The 17,344-nt window shown below is 64.9% G+C and carries 12 protein-coding genes; 4 read left to right on the top strand and 8 right to left on the bottom strand.

From position 1 onward, the window contains the following. Positions 1-8: 8 nt before the first annotated feature. Genes AB0L63_RS18225 through AB0L63_RS18215 form a run of 3 tightly spaced genes read right to left on the bottom strand, consistent with a single transcriptional unit; the run spans position 9 to position 3,621 of the window. On the bottom strand, positions 9-1,067 hold the full coding sequence (locus tag AB0L63_RS18225) for an ABC transporter permease (RefSeq protein ID WP_364501750.1): 1,059 nt from the start codon (positions 1,065-1,067) through the stop codon (positions 9-11). Further along, positions 1,064-2,584, bottom strand: a complete 1,521-nt coding sequence (locus AB0L63_RS18220) for a sugar ABC transporter ATP-binding protein (protein WP_364501747.1) — start codon at positions 2,582-2,584, stop codon at positions 1,064-1,066. Before AB0L63_RS18220 ends, AB0L63_RS18225 begins: the two co-directional genes overlap by 4 nt. Further along, positions 2,575-3,621, bottom strand: coding sequence for a substrate-binding domain-containing protein (locus AB0L63_RS18215; RefSeq protein WP_364501744.1), 1,047 nt, complete (start codon positions 3,619-3,621; stop codon positions 2,575-2,577). The genes AB0L63_RS18220 and AB0L63_RS18215 overlap by 10 nt, the downstream gene beginning before the upstream one ends. A 146-nt stretch (positions 3,622-3,767) precedes the next feature. Here AB0L63_RS18215 and AB0L63_RS18210 point away from each other — a divergent pair, with 146 nt between their 5' ends. Next, positions 3,768-4,988 carry an ROK family protein gene (locus AB0L63_RS18210; RefSeq protein WP_364501741.1) on the top strand — a complete coding sequence of 407 codons (1,221 nt, stop codon included), beginning with the start codon at positions 3,768-3,770 and terminating at the stop codon, positions 4,986-4,988. A gap of 306 nt (positions 4,989-5,294) precedes the next feature. Here the strand turns inward: AB0L63_RS18210 and AB0L63_RS18205 are convergent, their stop codons facing one another. From AB0L63_RS18205 to AB0L63_RS18190, 4 genes are all read right to left on the bottom strand, one after another. Continuing rightward, complete coding sequence (locus AB0L63_RS18205; protein ID WP_364501739.1) at positions 5,295-6,542, bottom strand: cytochrome P450; 1,248 nt, start codon at positions 6,540-6,542, stop codon at positions 5,295-5,297. After that, positions 6,539-6,970 (bottom strand): hypothetical protein, encoded by a 432-nt coding sequence (locus tag AB0L63_RS18200; protein ID WP_364501736.1) that lies wholly within the window; start codon positions 6,968-6,970, stop codon positions 6,539-6,541. The genes AB0L63_RS18205 and AB0L63_RS18200 overlap by 4 nt, the downstream gene beginning before the upstream one ends. A gap of 115 nt (positions 6,971-7,085) precedes the next feature. Beyond that, entirely contained in the window at positions 7,086-10,115 is a 3,030-nt protein-coding gene (locus AB0L63_RS18195; RefSeq protein WP_364501908.1) for a glycoside hydrolase family 38 C-terminal domain-containing protein, read from the bottom strand. A 144-nt stretch (positions 10,116-10,259) separates the two neighbouring features. Further along, a complete protein-coding gene (locus AB0L63_RS18190) occupies positions 10,260-10,574 on the bottom strand; it encodes an alpha/beta fold hydrolase (RefSeq protein ID WP_364501733.1) in 315 nt (104 codons plus the stop codon). 390 nt (positions 10,575-10,964) lie between these two features. Between AB0L63_RS18190 and AB0L63_RS18185 the strand changes: the two genes are divergently transcribed. Then, entirely contained in the window at positions 10,965-11,831 is an 867-nt protein-coding gene (locus tag AB0L63_RS18185; protein WP_364501730.1) for a class II glutamine amidotransferase, read from the top strand. Between the two features lie 343 nt (positions 11,832-12,174). Beyond that, positions 12,175-13,827 (top strand): bifunctional 3'-5' exonuclease/DNA polymerase, encoded by a 1,653-nt coding sequence (locus tag AB0L63_RS18180; RefSeq protein ID WP_364501727.1) that lies wholly within the window; start codon positions 12,175-12,177, stop codon positions 13,825-13,827. 13 nt (positions 13,828-13,840) lie between these two features. Here AB0L63_RS18180 and AB0L63_RS18175 read toward each other — a convergent pair whose 3' ends face one another. Beyond that, positions 13,841-14,470 (bottom strand): glyoxalase, encoded by a 630-nt coding sequence (locus tag AB0L63_RS18175; RefSeq protein WP_364501905.1) that lies wholly within the window; start codon positions 14,468-14,470, stop codon positions 13,841-13,843. Between the two features lie 1,127 nt (positions 14,471-15,597). Between AB0L63_RS18175 and AB0L63_RS18170 the strand changes: the two genes are divergently transcribed. Continuing rightward, positions 15,598-16,944: a family 1 glycosylhydrolase gene (locus AB0L63_RS18170; RefSeq protein WP_364501724.1), complete on the top strand. Its 1,347-nt coding sequence runs from the start codon at positions 15,598-15,600 to the stop codon at positions 16,942-16,944. Positions 16,945-17,344 lie beyond the last annotated feature (400 nt).

Genomic DNA, 17,344 nt, shown 5'->3' with positions numbered 1-17,344 from the left:
GACGGGTTCTAGGTCGGCAATCCGACCGCACGTTCGCCACTGCGCCGCTGCTGGATGACAACCGCCGCCACCAGCAACGAACCCTGAGCGACGTTCTGCCAGAACGTATTCACACCGACCACGTTCAGCCCGTTGTCCAGCGCACCGAGCAGCACAACGGCCAACAGCGTGCCGCCGATCGTGCCCTTACCACCCTTCAGCGCACACCCACCCAGCGCCGCCGCGGTAATCGCCTTCAGCTCGAGCCCTTCACTACCCGAGACCGGCTGTCCGGAGCCGGTCCGCGCGGTCAGGATGATCCCGGCGATCGCCGCCACCGCGCCCGCGAGCACGAATACCGCGATCAGATACTTGTTGATATTGATGCCGGAAAGCCGTGCGGCCGTGTCATTTCCGCCGATGGCATAGATATTGCGGCCGATATCGGTGTACTTCAGCAGCACATGCATGCCGATCGCGACCATCGCGAGAATCACCACCGGCACCGGCAGACCCAGCATCTTGCCGCGAGCGATGAAAATGAATACATCGTTGCCGAGCACGAAACCCTGTGCCTTACCACCGGATATCAACTGCGCGACGCCCTTGAACGCGGCCAGGGTGGCCAGTGTCGCGATCACCGGATTGACCCGACCGTAGACGATGATCACCCCGTTGATCGCCCCAAGCACCAGCCCGACACCGATCGCGGCCAGAATGCCCAACCAGGCATTGGAGGCGGTCGCGGTGAAGGCCATCGCGCTGATCACCGATGCGACCCCGGCCTGTGAGCCGACCGAAATATCGAGCGCACCACAGATGATCACGACCGTCTGGACCACGGCGAGCAGACCAAAAACCGTTACCGCCTCGCCGATTCCGGCCAGATTCGCCGGGTCCAGATATCCGTCGTTGAGCCAGGCGAAGATCGCGACGACCACGACCAGCGCACCGATGAGGCTGAGGTTGCCGGTGCCGATCGCCTGCACCAGCCGGCGCGGGGTGAGCGTGGCGACACCACGAGCGAGCACCGAGGGCGATGCGGCCGTGGCGCTGTCCACGGGAATCGAAAGTTGTTGGTCTGTCATGGGTTTCCTCGCGATGTATGCGACAGATCGGCGGCCATGGCCAGCGCGAGAATTGCCTCCTCGCTGGCCGCTTCGCGGTCCAGTTCGCCGGTGACCCGGCCGTGCTGCATGACCACGATCCGGTCGGCCAAGCCGAGCACTTCGGGTAGCTCCGAGGAGATCACCAGCACCGCGACACCGGATTCGGCCAGTTCCTCGATGATGTGGTAGATCTCGATTTTGGCGCCGACATCGACGCCACGGGTGGGCTCGTCAAGGATGAGCACCTTGGGTTTTCGAGCCAGCCAACGAGCCAGCACCACCTTCTGCTGATTGCCGCCGGAGAGCTTGCGCACCTCTTGCTCGATGGAAGGCGTTCGCACCCTGAGCGATTCGACGTATCGGCGCGCGAGCCGCCGCTCCTCGCCGCCCCGCACGAACCGCAGCCGCCGTAAGCGGTCGAGCATCGCGAGCGAAATATTGTCGCGCACACCGCGATGCAGCAGCAGAGCTTGCGCCTTGCGCTCCTCGGGCGCGTACCCCATCCCGGCCCGCACCGCGTCTCGTGGTTGACGCAGACGCAGTTTCGTACCGTCCACCCGCACCTCGCCGGAGCGAATCGGCAGATCACCGGCCAGCGCCCCGGCCAGTTCCGAGCGACCCGCACCGACCAGCCCGGCCAGTGCGACCACCTCACCGGCGTGCACCCGCAGGCTCACGTCCTGGACGTCGTCGGTGGTCACCGCATCCGCCTCGAGCACCACCCGCCCCGGCGTGCTGTGCTTGCGCGCGAACAACGTCGACATGTCCCGGCCGACCATCATCCGCACGATCTCACGATCGGTGGTGTCCGCGGTGGCTCGTTCACCGACGAGCGCGCCATCGCGCAATACCGCGACCCGATCGGCCAGCCGGAAGATCTCCCGCATCCGATGCGACACATAGATCACCGCGAGGCCCTGCTCGCGCAGTCGACCGATCAGCGCGAACAGCGATTCGGTCTCATGGTCCGACAGCGACGAGGTCGGCTCATCGAAGGCGATCACCTTGGCGTCGGTGGTCAACGCTCGCATGATTTCCACCAACTGCCTTTGTGCCGCAGTGAGTCTCGATCCGATGATGTCCGGATCGAGATCACTGTCGAAGCCGAGCCGGACCAGGTCGACGCGCATCCGTTCGCGCAGGGCGGCCCGGTCGAGCAGCCGGCCCGAGCGACGCGGCAGCGATCCGAGATAGACGTTCTCGGCAACCGAAACATGCGGCACGATCTCCGGCTCCTGGCCGATCACCCGGATCCCGGCCGACCGCGCGTCGGCAGGGGTGGCCAGCTCGAGCGGCATACCGTCCAACTCGAGCCGGCCACCGTCCGGGCGGTGATCGCCACCGAGGATGCGGATCAGGGTGGACTTACCCGCCCCGTTCTCACCCATCAGGGCGGTCACCGCACCAGCGGGAAAATCCAGGCTCACTTCGCGCAGGGCCGGCACCCCGGCGAAGTTCTTGCTCAGCCCGGATACCCGCAGTCCGGTCAGCTGCATGTGACGCCCGCCTGCTGCCAGTTGGTCGAGTCGACCATCTTGGTCGGCGCGTAGGCTTCGGGCGGCATCTGCTTGCCGTTCTTCAAGTAGTCGTAGATCGTCTGAACCGACAGTGCGCCAACGTCTTTGCCATTGATGAACAGCGCGGCCTTGAAACCGGTCGGCTTGCCACCGCGCCATTCCTTACAGGCCAGATAGGCCCCGAGGCCGACGCCGAGCACATTATCGGCGGAGTATCCGGCATTCTGGATCGCCGCGACGCCCCCGCTGACGTTCTCGTCGTTGCAGCCCATGACAATCCAGTTCTTCACCGACCGATTACCCGACACCGTCGCCGAGATCTTGTTCTGTGCATCCGACGGGGTGTTGTCGGTGCCGACCTCGATCACCCTGACGTCCACACCCGCGGCCTCCTTGAAGGCCTTCTGGTTGGCCTTGACCCGGTCGGTGCAGACGGTCACATCCTGTTTCCAGGCGTCGATGATCGCGGTCTCCTCCGGCTTCCACCCGGCCTTCTTGAAGTCCTGACCGGCGCGGAGGCCGACCTCGGTACCCATCTGGGTGCCGCTGAAGCCGACCCGTGGCACGAGATTGTCCTTCGCACAGGACGACGGATCCGGCCCGTTCGTACAGACCTGATCATCGGAGGTCAGCAGTGCGACACCACCGGCCTTCGCGAGTTGGGCGACCTGCGGACCGACCGATGGATCGGGCACCACCACGATCACACCGCTGGCCTTCTGATTCACCGCGTTCTGCACCTCGGTGACCGCCTTGTTCGCGTCATTGCCGAGATTCACCACTTTCAGATCTATGCCCAACTCGTTGGCCTTGGCCTTCGCGCCCTCGGCCTCGCCGATGAAGTACTCCTGATCGCCCTGCTTCTGTGCGTAAACCAGGCTGATCGCGCCGGTGTGATGCTGCGGACCGGGGGCCTCCGAATCGTCCTTGCCCGAGGAGCAGGCCGACGCGGCTAGCGCGAGCGATACCCCGCAGAAAACGGCTCTGGTCCAACGGCTTCGGTGGGTCCAGGACATGGGTGCTCCTCTGATGCTGCGCCGGGCACTCGGCGTCTGGTAGTGACCTGGGTTACAGTAGGACTTCGGATAACCGTTGTAAATAGTGTTGTCATAACTGCTCGGGTAATGTCTGCGAATATCAATCGGAAGGAGATGGCCCGACCGTGTACCAGCTGACCGCGCGCGACATCCGACGGCGGAATCGGTTCTATGTACTGCAGGCGGTCTATGCCGCCGAGGGCCACACCAGCCGGCAGGCGATCGCCCGCGCCACCGGGCTCTCGTTTGCGACGGTGGGGAATATGATCGCTGAGTTGTTGGACGTCGGCGTGCTCGCCGAACTCGGCTACGACACTCCCGGCATCGGCAGGCCACGCGCTCAGCTCGCGATCAATCCGGAGCGCGGGATGCTCGTCGGCGTCGATATCGCCGAAACCAGTATCCATTTTGACCTTTTCGACCTGGCCATGTCGGTGCTGCGGTCGGTCGAGATCCCGGTCGACCCCGCAGCCACCCAGCCCGATGACGTGACCGAACTGATTATTCGCGGTATCAGCGAACTGACCGCTGACGATGCGGAGCGAGTGCTCGGTGTCGGGCTGAGCGTGCCGGGGTTGGTCGAACCCGAGGGCGGCGTCTCGGTGTTCTCGCCGTACTGGCATTGGCACGACGTTTCGTTGAAGTCACTGCTGCAACCGCGTGTACCGCATCCGCTGTACCTCGACAATCCGCTGAAAGCCAGTACGGCAGCGCATCTTTGGTTCGGCGCTGGACGCGATGTGGACGATCTGATCGTCATCACACTGCGCGCCGGTGTCGGCATCGGAGTCGTCATCGACGGCGCGCTGTATCGCGGTGTGACAAACAGCGCGGGCGAATGGGGACATACCAACCTCGTGATCGACGGCCGCGAATGCCGATGCGGACGCCGCGGCTGCGTCGAGGCCTATGTGAGCACGCGGGGCATTGTGCAAACCCTGCGCGAAATCGCGCCAGCCAGCCCACTACTCGCGGCCGACGATGCCGCCACCATCGCGGCCATAGCCGCCAGCGACGATCCCATCGCTGGTGAGGTCATCGAAAAGACCGGCACCTACTTGGGTGTCGCCGTAGCGAACCTGGTGAACCTCTTCAACCCACGCACCATGGTTTTCGGTGACCTGGTCGCCAACGTCCTCGGCGAACGGCTATTGGAAGTGACCCGACGAGTGGCGGCGCACCACGCCATGTTCGCCCCCTACGCCGCCGTCACCCTCCAACTCTGCACCCTCCCCCACAACCCCTCCAGTCTCGGCGCCGCCACCTTTGCCCTCGAAGGGTTCCTCGCCGACCGCGAAACCTTCGGCTCCATAGCCGCCCGCCGTGCCATCCGCTCGGCCACCTAGCTCAATTCACCAGTGCGACAACGTCCCAGCGCCCTGCTCGAGTACTCGTAGGTGTTTCGCGGAAACGGCAAGCTCGGCGAATACGCCTACGCGCCGTCACCGACTGGCAGCGGTCCCTGATGCCCTTCTCGGTACCGCAGTATTCGAAGGGACCTCGCTGATCGATCAGCCTGCTGGGCCGCCGGGTCCGATACCGGCGACGGCGACGTCCTCCTCCCATCTACTGGATCAGTTCGTGGCTCGCGTCCGCATCCAGTGCCACACGCCGATTGGCACCCACAACCTGCATGAACTGCGGCTGGACCTTCACATTCCGGACAACAGTGGCGGGGATTTCGGGAAGGTGATCGGAAGTGCGGTGAGTGCCCGGTGGAACGGTCCCGGCCGCCAGATCAGCTCACCGGGCGGCACGGCGAGGCGGATTTCGGGCAGTGCGTCGAGTAGTTGGTCGATGGCTTCCTGCGCGATCAGATAGGCCATCGAATTCGCCGGGCAGACGTGTGGTCCGGCGCCCCAGGCCAGATGGGAGCGATTGCCCGCGTATTGATTCGCGGTGATCGCGGGATCGATATTGCAGGCGGCGATGCTGATGACGACCGGCTGGTGGGCGGGTAGCCAGACATCGTCGATCAGGACCGGCTGGTGCGGAAATGTGATGCAGAAGTTCGCCATCGGCGGATTGTTGAACAACACCTCGTCGAGCGCGTCCCTGGTCGACAGGCTCCCACCGAGCACGCTACCGCCGAACCGCTCGTCGGTGAGGATCAGCAGCAGGGTATTGACGATCAGATTCTGCTGCGGTTCGATGCCCGCGCCGTACAGCGTGCCAAGCTGGTACACCATCTCGGTATCGCTCAGCGCCGCCGGGTGCCGCAGCATCCGGGTGGTGATGTCATCGCCGGGCTCGGCGCGCTTGAGCCGGGTCAATTCCTGCATCGCCCCGACGAGCAATCGGTTGCCGTGCTCGGCATCGACGCTCTCGAAGATCGCGGCCAGGCCGGTCGCGGCCTGCTGCGCGATATCGGCCGGACATCCGAGCATGGCGTTCAGCACGGCGAAGGCGAGCGGAAACGCGTATTGGCGCACCAGGTCCGCCGAGCCCTCGGAGCAGAACGAATTGATCAGCGGGACAGCGAGTTCGGCCACGATATCGTGTAGGCCGTATTGATCGACCTGCTCCAGGCCCGCGACATTGGTCTGCCGATACCTGGCGTGCGCCTCACCGGCATTGCGCAAGGCATTCGGCCGCCACTGCATCATCGGCAGCACCGGGCAGTCGGCGGCCACACTCTGCTGCCAGGTGCGCGGATCGGCCGGAAAACGATCCGGATCATTGAAGATCCGCAAAGCCGTGTAATAGCCGACCACCAATGTGGCGGGCACCCCCGGCGCCAGATCCACCGGCACCAATGGCCCGTACCGCTCCCGCATATCCCGATAAGCCCGATGCGGATCCGCCGCGAACTCCGGCGTGTACAACGCCACCCGCGGCCTATCCGCATCGATCGGAGAAGCGAAAGGTCCACCGCTACGCGCCGAGGACGGCATCCTCATCGAAAACTCCACCATTCGAACGTACAAGCCCGTGAGCGCAAGCACTCACCCCACCGCACCCCGATCCCGGATAGCAGCCCCGCAGGCTGGTCAGTGATACCCGCGGCGAAGGCCAGCTGCCACCGGTGTGCCTTGGCATCGCTGAGCCGGTCGGCCGCATATCGGTGGCCGATGCGGTAGGGGTCGGTGTCCTCGAGTGGGACGGTTAGGTCGGTGGCCGTCAGCCGGCGCAATGGATGTACCGGATCCAGGTCATCGATCGAGTTGGTGTCGATCCAAACCTGTTCGTCTGCATGGACTTTCAGTGCGCCGAAGGTGCGCAGTGGCGCGACGTCAAGCGTGCACCGGCACCGGCAGCCGCAAACCCGCCCCGCGTGCAGCGCCGCACTCGCGGCGGCCGCTGGCAGGTGATGGACATCCTCAGCCACCATCTCGCCCTCGCGCACACCCTCCAGCAGGGCGATGGCCCAGACCCGGGTGATGGATGCGCCAGCACCGCGGCCACCGCGTCGGGCGCCGACGCGTGCAGTGCGGGCGCGAGATCTATTCGGGTGCCGTCGATTCGGTGGCGAAGCGAAGTGTGACGAGTTGGAATGGCCGTAGCCGCAAGCGAATTCCCGTGCCCTCCCGCGCAGCTGAGGTGTCGTCTCGCAGCGGTCGTTCCAGCAGATCGCAGGTCTGGAATCCGGCGAAGCCGAAGCCCGGGGTCACCGACGCCGAGGCTCGGCCACCGTGGGCCTCGTAGACACGGAGCACGACATCGCCGCTGCCGTCGTCCGCGAGTTTGACGGCACTGGTCACCACGGCGTCGTTGTCGATAATGAACAGTGGCTCAACGGGTTCGGCGACACCCGGACGCGAGGTGCCGAGGTTGATGCGATAGCCCGCACGCACCGCATCCCCGATCGACGCGCTGGGGACCAGTGCGTGCCGGAAGTGATGTGTGCCGTGGTCGGTCTCCGGATCCGGGAATCGCGGTGCCCGCAGGAGCGAGAACCGCAGTGTCGTCGTCGTACCGCCATCGGCTCGAACGGTGCGGGTTACGTCGTGACCATAGGTCGAGTCGTTGACCAGCGCCACACCCCAGCCGGGCTCGGCGAAGTGGACGAACCGATGATTGCATGCTTCGAACTTCGCGTACTCCCAACTGGTGTTGGTGTGGGTCGGCCGGAAGACGTGCCCGAACTGGGTTTCGGACGCATAGCGATCGGCGTGGATATCCAGGGGGAAGGCAAGTTTGAGGAACTTCTCGGTCTCGCACCAGTCGACGGTGGTGTCGATCTCCAGACCACGTGCGCCAGCCCGCAATGTCAGGGTCTGCTCGACCTTGGAAGAGCCGAACGAGCGGCCGACTCGCACCACGGCCGCCTCCTGCGAATCCGTTTCTGCGGCGACGAATTCCGCTTCGATCAGGTCAGTGACCCGGTTTCGGTAGAAGAGATCGACATCCCACGCATCCCAAGAGTTCGGGAGATCCGGGTGCAGCTGCAACAGATTCGCGGCCGAACCCGGTGGCAGCGTCTCGCGCCGATGCGCGAGGTCGAACAGCGAGACGACGAGGCCGCGCGCGTCCACTTCGACCCGTAGCAGACCGTTGTCGAGGACGAACCCGCCCCCCGCGCGCTCGCTCACCGAGCACGAACCGCCCGAATCCACCCCGGCCGCCGCACCGGCCGGAACCGATCGCCAGGTGTGCGGCGTCGAATTGAACATATTCGGCCCCACCCGCGCACCGCCGAGCACCCATTGCGCCCGCTCGATGATTGCCGTCAATTCCGCGGCCACCGCCGCATATGTCTGCTCCGCCTCCCGGTACACCCATGCGATCGACGAGCCGGGCAAAATGTCGTGAAACTGGTTCAGCAGCACCGCCTTCCAGATCCGGTCCAATGCCGCGTACGGGTACTCGAGGTTCTTCCGCACCGCCGCGGTCGCGGCCCACAGCTCGGCCTCGCGCAGCAGGTTCTCACTACGCCGGTTGCCCTGCTTGGTCTTCGCCTGACTTGTCAACGTGCCACGGTGCAACTCCAGGTACAGCTCCCCCACCCACACCGGAGGGTTCTCGTATTCGGCCTCGGCCCTGGCGAAGAAGCCGGATGGAGAGTCCCACAACACTTTCGGCGAACCCTCGAGATCGGCCATCCTGGCCGCCTTCGCGATCATCTCTCGCGTCGTGCCGCCACCGCCGTCACCCCAGCCGGTCGGCGCGAGTGATATCGACGCACGGCCCTTGTCCTTGAAATTCCGTGCGGCATGGGCGATCTCACGCCCGTCCATCGAGCAGTTGTAGGTATCGATCGGCGGAAAGTGGGTGAAGATCCGGGTTCCATCGATCCCCTCCCACAGGAAGGTGTGATGCGGAAACCGGTTGACCTGACTCCACGAAATCTTCTGTGTCAGTAGCCATTTCGACCCGGCCGCCTTGATGATCTGCGGCAGCCCGGCGGCGAACCCGAAAGTATCGGGCAGCCATGCCTCTTCGTTCTCGACACCGAATTCCGTGAGAAAGAACCGCTTACCGTGCACGAACTGGCGCGCCATCGCTTCCGAACCCGGCATATTCGTATCCGATTCGACCCACATACCGCCGGTGGGCACAAACCGCCCCTCCGCCACCGCCTGTCGGACCCGCTCGTAGACCTCGGGACGATGCCGCTTGATGAAGTCGTACTGTGCGGCTTGGGACATCGCATAGACGAACTCGGGCTCCTCGGCCAGCAATGCGGTCATATTCGACGCCGTACGCGCGACCTTGCGCACCGTCTCGCGTAACGGCCACAGCCACGCCGAGTCGATGTGCGCATGCCCGACCGCAGAAATCGTGTGTGCGGACGGCACTGCCGGTTCGGCCAGCACATCGACCAGGCATGCCCGCGCCGCCGCGGCGGTTACGTTCACATTCTGCAGATCGACGGCGTCGAGCGCGCGCTCGATCGCACGCACGATGTCGTAGCGGCGAGCGGGTTCCTCGGGCATCTCGTGCATGAGCTCGCCGAGTACCTCCAAATCCTGTACCAGCTGCCAGACCTCGTCGTCGAAAACCGCGAGATCCAGTCGGCCCAACCGGTATTGCGGCTGGTCGCCAGCGGTGGACTTGTCACCGAGAGCGGTCGGCGCAAAGAAGGGGATGATCGGATTCGAAGCCGCCTCGACGTGCAACAGCACGTGCTCGCCGCCGACCGCCGCGGACGCCACCCGCACCCACTGGTTACGCGGGTGCAGACCCTTCACCGGCGATCCGTCGGACCGGTAAACCAATCCCTCGCACTGAAATCCGGTCATATTCCGGTCGAAACCGAGATCGATGATCGCCTCGACGGTTCTACCCGCCCACTCGGCAGGCACCGTGCCCTCGACCGTGAGCCAACTGGTCCCCCACGGCGCACCCCACCTGGCACCGGATTCGATGGGTGTGCGTGGCGCGGCCAAACCCTCGGCGACCGGTACCGGCTCATCCGGCGCGACCCAGATCGATGCTTGCAGCGGCACCGACTCCGGATAGATCGCCGGCATGATCCGCTCTGCCAGGACCCGCCCGAGACGGTCTTCGATCAACCGACGGTCATCGTGCACGGCGTGGCTCCCATCGAACGAAGGGGTGATCACCAACCGCCCCTATTGTCACACGCGTCAAGACCGTTATTCGCATCGGCATAAGACCCGATCTGCGCACCCGAGCGTCCTTGACACACAACCGATCAACGGCACTACCGCGCGTCAGTCGATCAGGTCGCGTATCGCTTCGATGACTATGTCGGGCTCGATGACGTCGGCCGCCATCGAGCGCTTGGCGTATGTGCCGCCATCCGCACCGTCGACGGGCTTGTCGCTATCGCCGTAGCCACGCAGATCCGGGCACACCACCAGGTGATCCCGAGCGAGGTCGACGGCGACATGCCGCCAGGCGAAATGGGTTTGCGGGAACCCGTGCAGGAGTACAACCGGCCTACCCGCGCCGGCCATGCCAACGTTGAGCGCAACCTCACCCACCGGCAACCGGGCGTAACTGAACCCGTCAATTCGATTGCTCATCGACTGGACGGTTATCCACAGCACCGACAGGTCCGCAAAACACGCACGTATCCCACCACCGCGCACCCGCGCATTAGCGTTTCGCGTGCTCGGCCATCCGAAATAGCTTCCACCAGTTGATCTTTCAGGTTGCTCCATTCTCACATAACCAGTGCCCCAGAATCGAAAACGCTTGCGCACACGCGGTTTACAGGCATCCCGCGCGGCGCCGTACGTCGAGATCACGATATGATGCGCCGCTTCCCTATCGAGCAGCCGCACCCGTCCGCACCCTGAACCCGCTGGTCCACTGGCCGGACCGGAATTCCGGACCGAAGGCAAGATCAGCCGACCCGGGACTACGATCGCAGGACACTCATCACACGCGGACAACGCTCAGGCAGGAGTCCCATGTGTCGTTTGTTCGGTTTATCGGCCGCACCGCGGCGAGTGCGGGCCACGTTCTGGTTGTTGGATGCGCCGGACAGTCTGTCGATCCAGAGCAGACGCGAACCCGACGGCGTCGGCCTCGGCACCTTTACCGCCAGCGGAGCACCGCTGGTGGAGAAACAACCGATCGCCGCGTACGAGGACGTTCAATTCGCTCGGGAGGCGCGCGAACGCGAATCAATGACATTCGTCGCACACATCCGCTACGCCACCACCGGCGGCCTGCAACCCCGCAACACCCACCCGTTCGAACAACGTGGGCGCCTGTTCGCCCACAACGGTGTGCTGCACGGCCTCGACGAATTGGACTCCGAACTCGGTGACTACTTCGATCTGGTACACGGCGACACCGATTCCGAACGATTCTTCGCCCTGATCACCCAGCGCACCGACCGGCACGACGGCGACGTCACCGCGGGCATCACCGACGCGGTCAAGTGGATCGCGGACCGGCTGCCGGTCTACGCCCTCAACCTGGTGCTCACCACGGCTACCGACCTGTGGGCACTTCGATACCCCGACACGCACGATCTCTTCGTCCTCGAACGCGTGGCAGGCGGCTCGCAGGGCAATCGACACCTGGACCAGGCGGGACGGGCCGGAATCCGAACACGCAGTGCACACCTGCGCGAATTCCCCGCGGTCATCGTGGCCAGCGAGCGCACCGACGAGGACCCACGCTGGCGAGTACTCGCACCCGGCGAACTGCTACATGTCGATGACCAGCTGCACGTCCGATCGAGCATCGTCGCGGATACCGCACCGCGCCATCCGCTATTACTGGCACAGCTCGACAGCCGCGCAGCGGCAGCACAGTCGGGGCGCTGATTCGGCTGAATGACCACCGGACTGTTCAACATCCAGGGAAAGACCGCACAGGCGGGTCCCGCGGCATCGGCTTCATGACCGCGCGTGGCCCGCTCCCGGCGGGCGCACGGGTGATCATCGCCTCCCAACGAGCGCGGATATCACCGCGCCGGCGGACGAACTGGCCACGCACGGCGACTGTGTGGCGGTCACCGCCGACCTGTCCACCCGCAGGAGCGCACGCCCTGGCCGAGGAGGTCGCCACCCGGTTCGACCGGCTGGACATTCCGGTCAACAACCCAGTGCCACCCGGAGCACCGCTGGTTCGACGTGGATGTCGGATGCCGCTGCAAGACTCGGGGATGTGAGATGGGCGATCGCGGAAACAGACGACGGGGGTGCACGTCTGTGTCCGCTCGAACAGGACGGTCGGCCCGCCGGACCGGTGCTACGCGAGTCTTCGCTCGCCGAGGCGGTGCGCACACGCCCCGAGGTCGAGCGGTGGGTGTGGCGATCCACGGCGGAGATCTACCGACCGCTACTGGCGGCGGGCGTGCGGGTCGAGCGGTGCTACGACGTGCAGGCCGCGGAGGCGCTGCTGATCGGCCACGAGGAGGGCCAGTCGGGCCAGGCCCGCTCGCTGGCGGCAGCTTGGGCGCGACTGCACAACCTGCCCGTCCCGCCGGACGCGCCCGCACGCGCCGCCGAGACCCAACCGTCGCTCTTCGAATCGGGTCCGGTACCACTGCCACCCGGCACGGACGAGTTCGACGCCCTGCTGGCGGTCTACGCGGGCCAGCTGACCCGCACGGCGAAGACCGAACATCCGGAGCGAATGCGACTGCTCCTCGCCGCCGAATCGGCGGGCATGCTGGTTGCCGCGGAGATGTCCCGAACCGGGATCCCTTGGCGCGCCGACGTCCACCGCGAACTGCTGGACCAGCTACTGGGTGAACGCTTTCCGGGCGGGCTGGAGCCGCGCCGGATGGCGGAGTTGGCCGACGAAGTGTCGCGCGCCTTCGGTGCAGGGGTGCGGGTCCGGCCGGACCTGCCCAACGACATCATCAGGGCCTTCGCCCGCGTCGGGATCTCGTTGTCCTCCACCCGAAAATGGGAGCTGCAACGGATCGATCACCCCGCGGTAGCCCCACTGCTGGCCTACAAATCGCTGTACCGCTTGTACACCGCCCATGGCTGGTCCTGGCTCGAGCAGTGGGTACATGGCGGCCGCTTTCGCCCCGAGTACCTGCCTGGCGGTACGGTTTCCGGCCGCTGGACCACCAATGGTGGCGGAGCCCTGCAGATTCCCAAGGTGATCCGGCAAGCGATACGCGCGGATCCGGGATGGCGTCTGGTGGTCGCCGACGCCGACCAGATGGAACCGCGAGTACTTGCCGCTGTCTCCCGCGACCCGGGCTTGATGGCGGCGGCCGGTCGCGGCGACGACCTGTACGCCGCACTGGCGGAAAGTGTCTTCGGCGGCGACCGCGCCCAGGCCAAAATCGCCCTGCTGGGCGCCATTTACGGCCAGACCTCCGGCGATGCCCTGACCCACATGGCCGAACTGCGCCGACGTTATCCGGCCGCGGTGGCTTTTGTCGACGACGCTGCTCACGCCGGTGCGGAAGGCCGTTTGGTGCGCACTTGGTTGGGGCGCACCTGTCCACCGGCCTCCATCGCACCGCCGGACGAGGCGGACGGGTATGGCACCACCTCCGCGACGCGCGCTCGCGGCCGCTTCACCCGGAACTTCGTGGTGCAGGGCAGTGCCGCCGACTGGGCCCTGCTGCTATTGGCGGGCGTGCGTCATGCGATGACGCACGCCGGGCTCCGCGCCGAACTGGTCTTCTTCCAGCACGACGAGGTCATCGTGCACTGCCCAGCCGAGGAAGCTCCGACAGTCGCCGAAATGATCGCGACCGCGGCTGAGAATGCGGGCCGGATCACCTTCGGACCGACACCGGTGCGATTCCCGTTCACGACAGCGGTGGTGGAGTGCTACTGGGACGCCAAGTGAGGACGCGCCCGACTCAGGCCGAGGGAACGTCCCACGCGAACCCATCGAGGTCGGTGCAGGGCCCGATACCGCCGCCGATGACGATCCGATGCGATCCGGTGCCTTCCGCGGGAACGCCCGCATCCTTGGCGGCGGCCCGGCGACCATAGAGCGCGAGCTTCACCGAGGACGGCGCAGCGTCGAACTCGACGTACTTACTGCCGAAACTCTTCGCCACGGTCAAACCGCGATCGACGTAGAACTGCTTGGTCGCCTTGACATTGTCGACCCCGAGCAGGACCACGAAATCATCGATCTCGCGGGTGGCCGGACCGGTGTCCTTCTTCGCCGATGTCGCGATCTTCCAGATCGCCCCATCCGGAGCCTGGACGACGCCGCCGTAGCCCCAGAAACTCTTCTTGGCGGGCTTCAATGTCGTCGCGCCCGCCTGGACAGCGGTGCCGATGAGGCTGTCGACGGTACTCGGCTGCGACACCACGAGCGACAGGATGAAGCCTCGAAAGCCGGTCGTCGGCACCTCCGAGGCGCGCACGCGCACCTTGTCGCCGAGACCGAACGCGGCCGCGTAGAAGGCCTGTGCCACTTCGGTGTCGGGCACCTCGAGGATGACGGATTCGATGGCCTGGTCCATGGTGATGTTCATGGCAACAACGATATTTTCTGCCCGGTAACCAGCGCTTCTCGATTCCTGATCGCTTTCGGCTCCGAACGCAGCACCGCCATTGCCGACTATCGAGTGATGGCCGTACAGATGGGCGCTGTGCGGTGACGTTTCACGATCCCGCACGTTATTCGGCCCATCCTCGCGCAGCATCTCGACCGCGACGTCTTCCATTTCCGGACGTGCGGAGCCGAAGCTCGCGGGCCGAAAGATCAACCCGGTCACCAGCCCCGCCACCACAACCACCGGCACTGCGGCGACTTTCCAGGACCATCGGTGCTCTCGGCCGAGCAGATACAGCGTCTTGATCGCCCACCCCAGCAGGGAAACACCCAGCAGAATCCCGCCGATCACCAGGACTACAAGCCGATCCGGACCGGTCGAGTTCCCAACGAACGGAGCCCAGTCGAGGTAGACGTACAAGAGAAGCCCAACACCAACGACTGTCCCCGTCAGGATCAGGGAACCTGGCGCCGTGGCGGCGTCTTGTCCGCCCTTGGCCTGCCCATCATGAGCTTGTGATGTTTCGATCGAGGCCTCCCATATCGACTTCCGTACCCACGCTCGGCGATGATCCCCTCAACCGAACTCTACGACAGTCAGGGCGCCGGCCCGTATCATCACAGGTGAATAACCGAACCAGAATGTTCGCCCGGTGGTCAGTCGATGCCATCGCATCCGTAATCCTTTGGTGTGCAACGAATCTCGTGTGATCGACGGAAGCCACTGCTCGCTCATGATGCTGCTATGTCGTGAACGCTGGTCGGCGTGCTGGTGACCACGTCGCCTTTATCCAGATCGGCATCCGAATCCGAAATCCAATGGTCTTCGGCAACCCGGCTCAGCCAGCCATTCGGACGCGCCGCGGCCTTGCAGCGCGTCATGAGTTCGACTGGTACGCAAACTATCCGGGCGCGAACAGCTCGACGACATCGATAGGCGCGCCACTGGATGTGGCCCGCCGACCGATGAACGGATCATGTTGCGACAGTCCTGAATTCATCATTGGACTACCTCGGCAGTGCTGAGCCGGACGGTATGCGAAACAGTTTGCCGCCCAACATTCCTGATCTGTCCATCGCCGCCAGCGATCGAGTTACTCTCATTTGATGCGATCTCGATTCCAACGCCCCGTCCTGGCCGCGCTCGCGGCCGCGGCGTCGACATTGCTGCTGTGCACGCACTCCTCGGCGGTCCCGCCGATCCGGTCGGAAGCCGCCATACCGGCGCTGGACTCGGATTTCCTCTGGGGCGTCGCGTCCTCAGGATTCCAGTCCGAAGGCCACGCGCCCGACAGTAACTGGACGCGATACATCGCGAACTCCGGTGCCGATGCACTGCAGGATTCGGTCGACTTCTACGACCGATACGCCTCTGACATCGACCTGGCCGCCGCGCTGGGCGTGCGGGTGTTCCGGATCGGGATCGAATGGGCTCGGGTACAGCCCGCACCGGGCACCTGGGATGGCGCCGCATTCCGTTTCTACGACGCGGTGATCGCAAAGATCGTGCAGGCCGGGATGCGACCGATGATCACCCTGGACCACTGGGTCTATCCCGGCTGGGCCGCCGATCGTGGCGGCTGGCGCAACCCGGGCATGGTCGAGGATTGGCTGGCCAATATGCGAACGATCGTCGACCGCTACGCATCCCGAAATCCGCTGTGGGTCACCGTGAACGAGCCGGTCGCCTACATCGTGCACGAGACCAGCAGAGGCGCGGCCAACGCGGCCGAGATGCTCGATCGGGTCGCACAGGCCCACAACGCCATCTACGACTACATCCACCAGGTCCAGCCCGAAGCCCAGGTGACCAGCAACGTCGGCTATGTGGCCGGCTCGGAGGCTCAGGTCAACGGCGCGTTCGTCGATCGCATCGCGGACCGGCTCGACTACGTGGGCGTCGATTACTACTTCGCCTACGATCCGGTGCAGCCGCTGCTGAGTTCCATCACCCGGGCCATCGGATCGGCGATGCCGGAGCTGCCCGGACAGCGCATCTGGGAGCTGCCGGTGCGCACCGAGGGCATCTACTACGCGCTGCAATACTATTCGCGCCGTTTTCCGAGCAAACCGCTCTTCATCGTCGAGAATGGCATGGCCACCGAAAACGGCATTCCCCGCGGCGACGGTTACACCCGCAGCGATCACCTTCGTGACACCGTCTACTGGATCCAGCGTGCCAAGGCCGACGGCATGAACGTCATCGGCTACAACTACTGGAGCCTCACCGACAACTACGAATGGGGCAGCTACACACCACGATTCGGCCTCTACACCGTCGACGTGCGTACCGACCCGACCCTCACCCGCCGCCCGACCGACGCGGTCGGCACCTACACCCAGATCGTCGCCGCTGGCGGCCTCCCCGCCGGCTACCGTCCCACCCGCGGCCCAGCGATCTGTGTGTTCGTCGACCCACCGGCCAGCTGCCTGTCCCCGGTCGCAAGCCCGTAGCGCGCGAAACGCCGCACCCGGTCGTTGTCGGGCGCCGACTCGCCACCACTGTGCTCGGGTCGTCGCTACCGGGTAGTGAAGTTCGGCACAAATAGTGCGCGGCCCAGCGAATGTCCGCCTGCGTCGAAATGCCGCTCGAGCCATCGTTGACGACTGCCAAGATCATCTCGTGCTGGAAAAGATGCGACTTCACGCAACAAATCCCGTTGAATCCAGTTGATTCCCCCTGAAGCGTGCCGTTCCTCGGGCGGCCCCAGCAGGGGTTCGAAAGACTTCGGTCGGCGGAGGTCGGTGACCATACCATCCAGCGCTCCCCAGAGACTGGGGGCTTCCGGCTGTATCCGGCGTCGGATTCGATCTATCTTTGTAACGATTTGCCAGCTTGGTGGATTACCAAGAG

This window comes from Nocardia sp. NPDC051990, assembly GCF_040680755.1.
GTDB lineage: Bacteria > Actinomycetota > Actinomycetes > Mycobacteriales > Mycobacteriaceae > Nocardia.
Note: the sequence above shows the minus strand (reverse complement) of the source record. Positions and strands in the feature narration are given on the sequence as shown.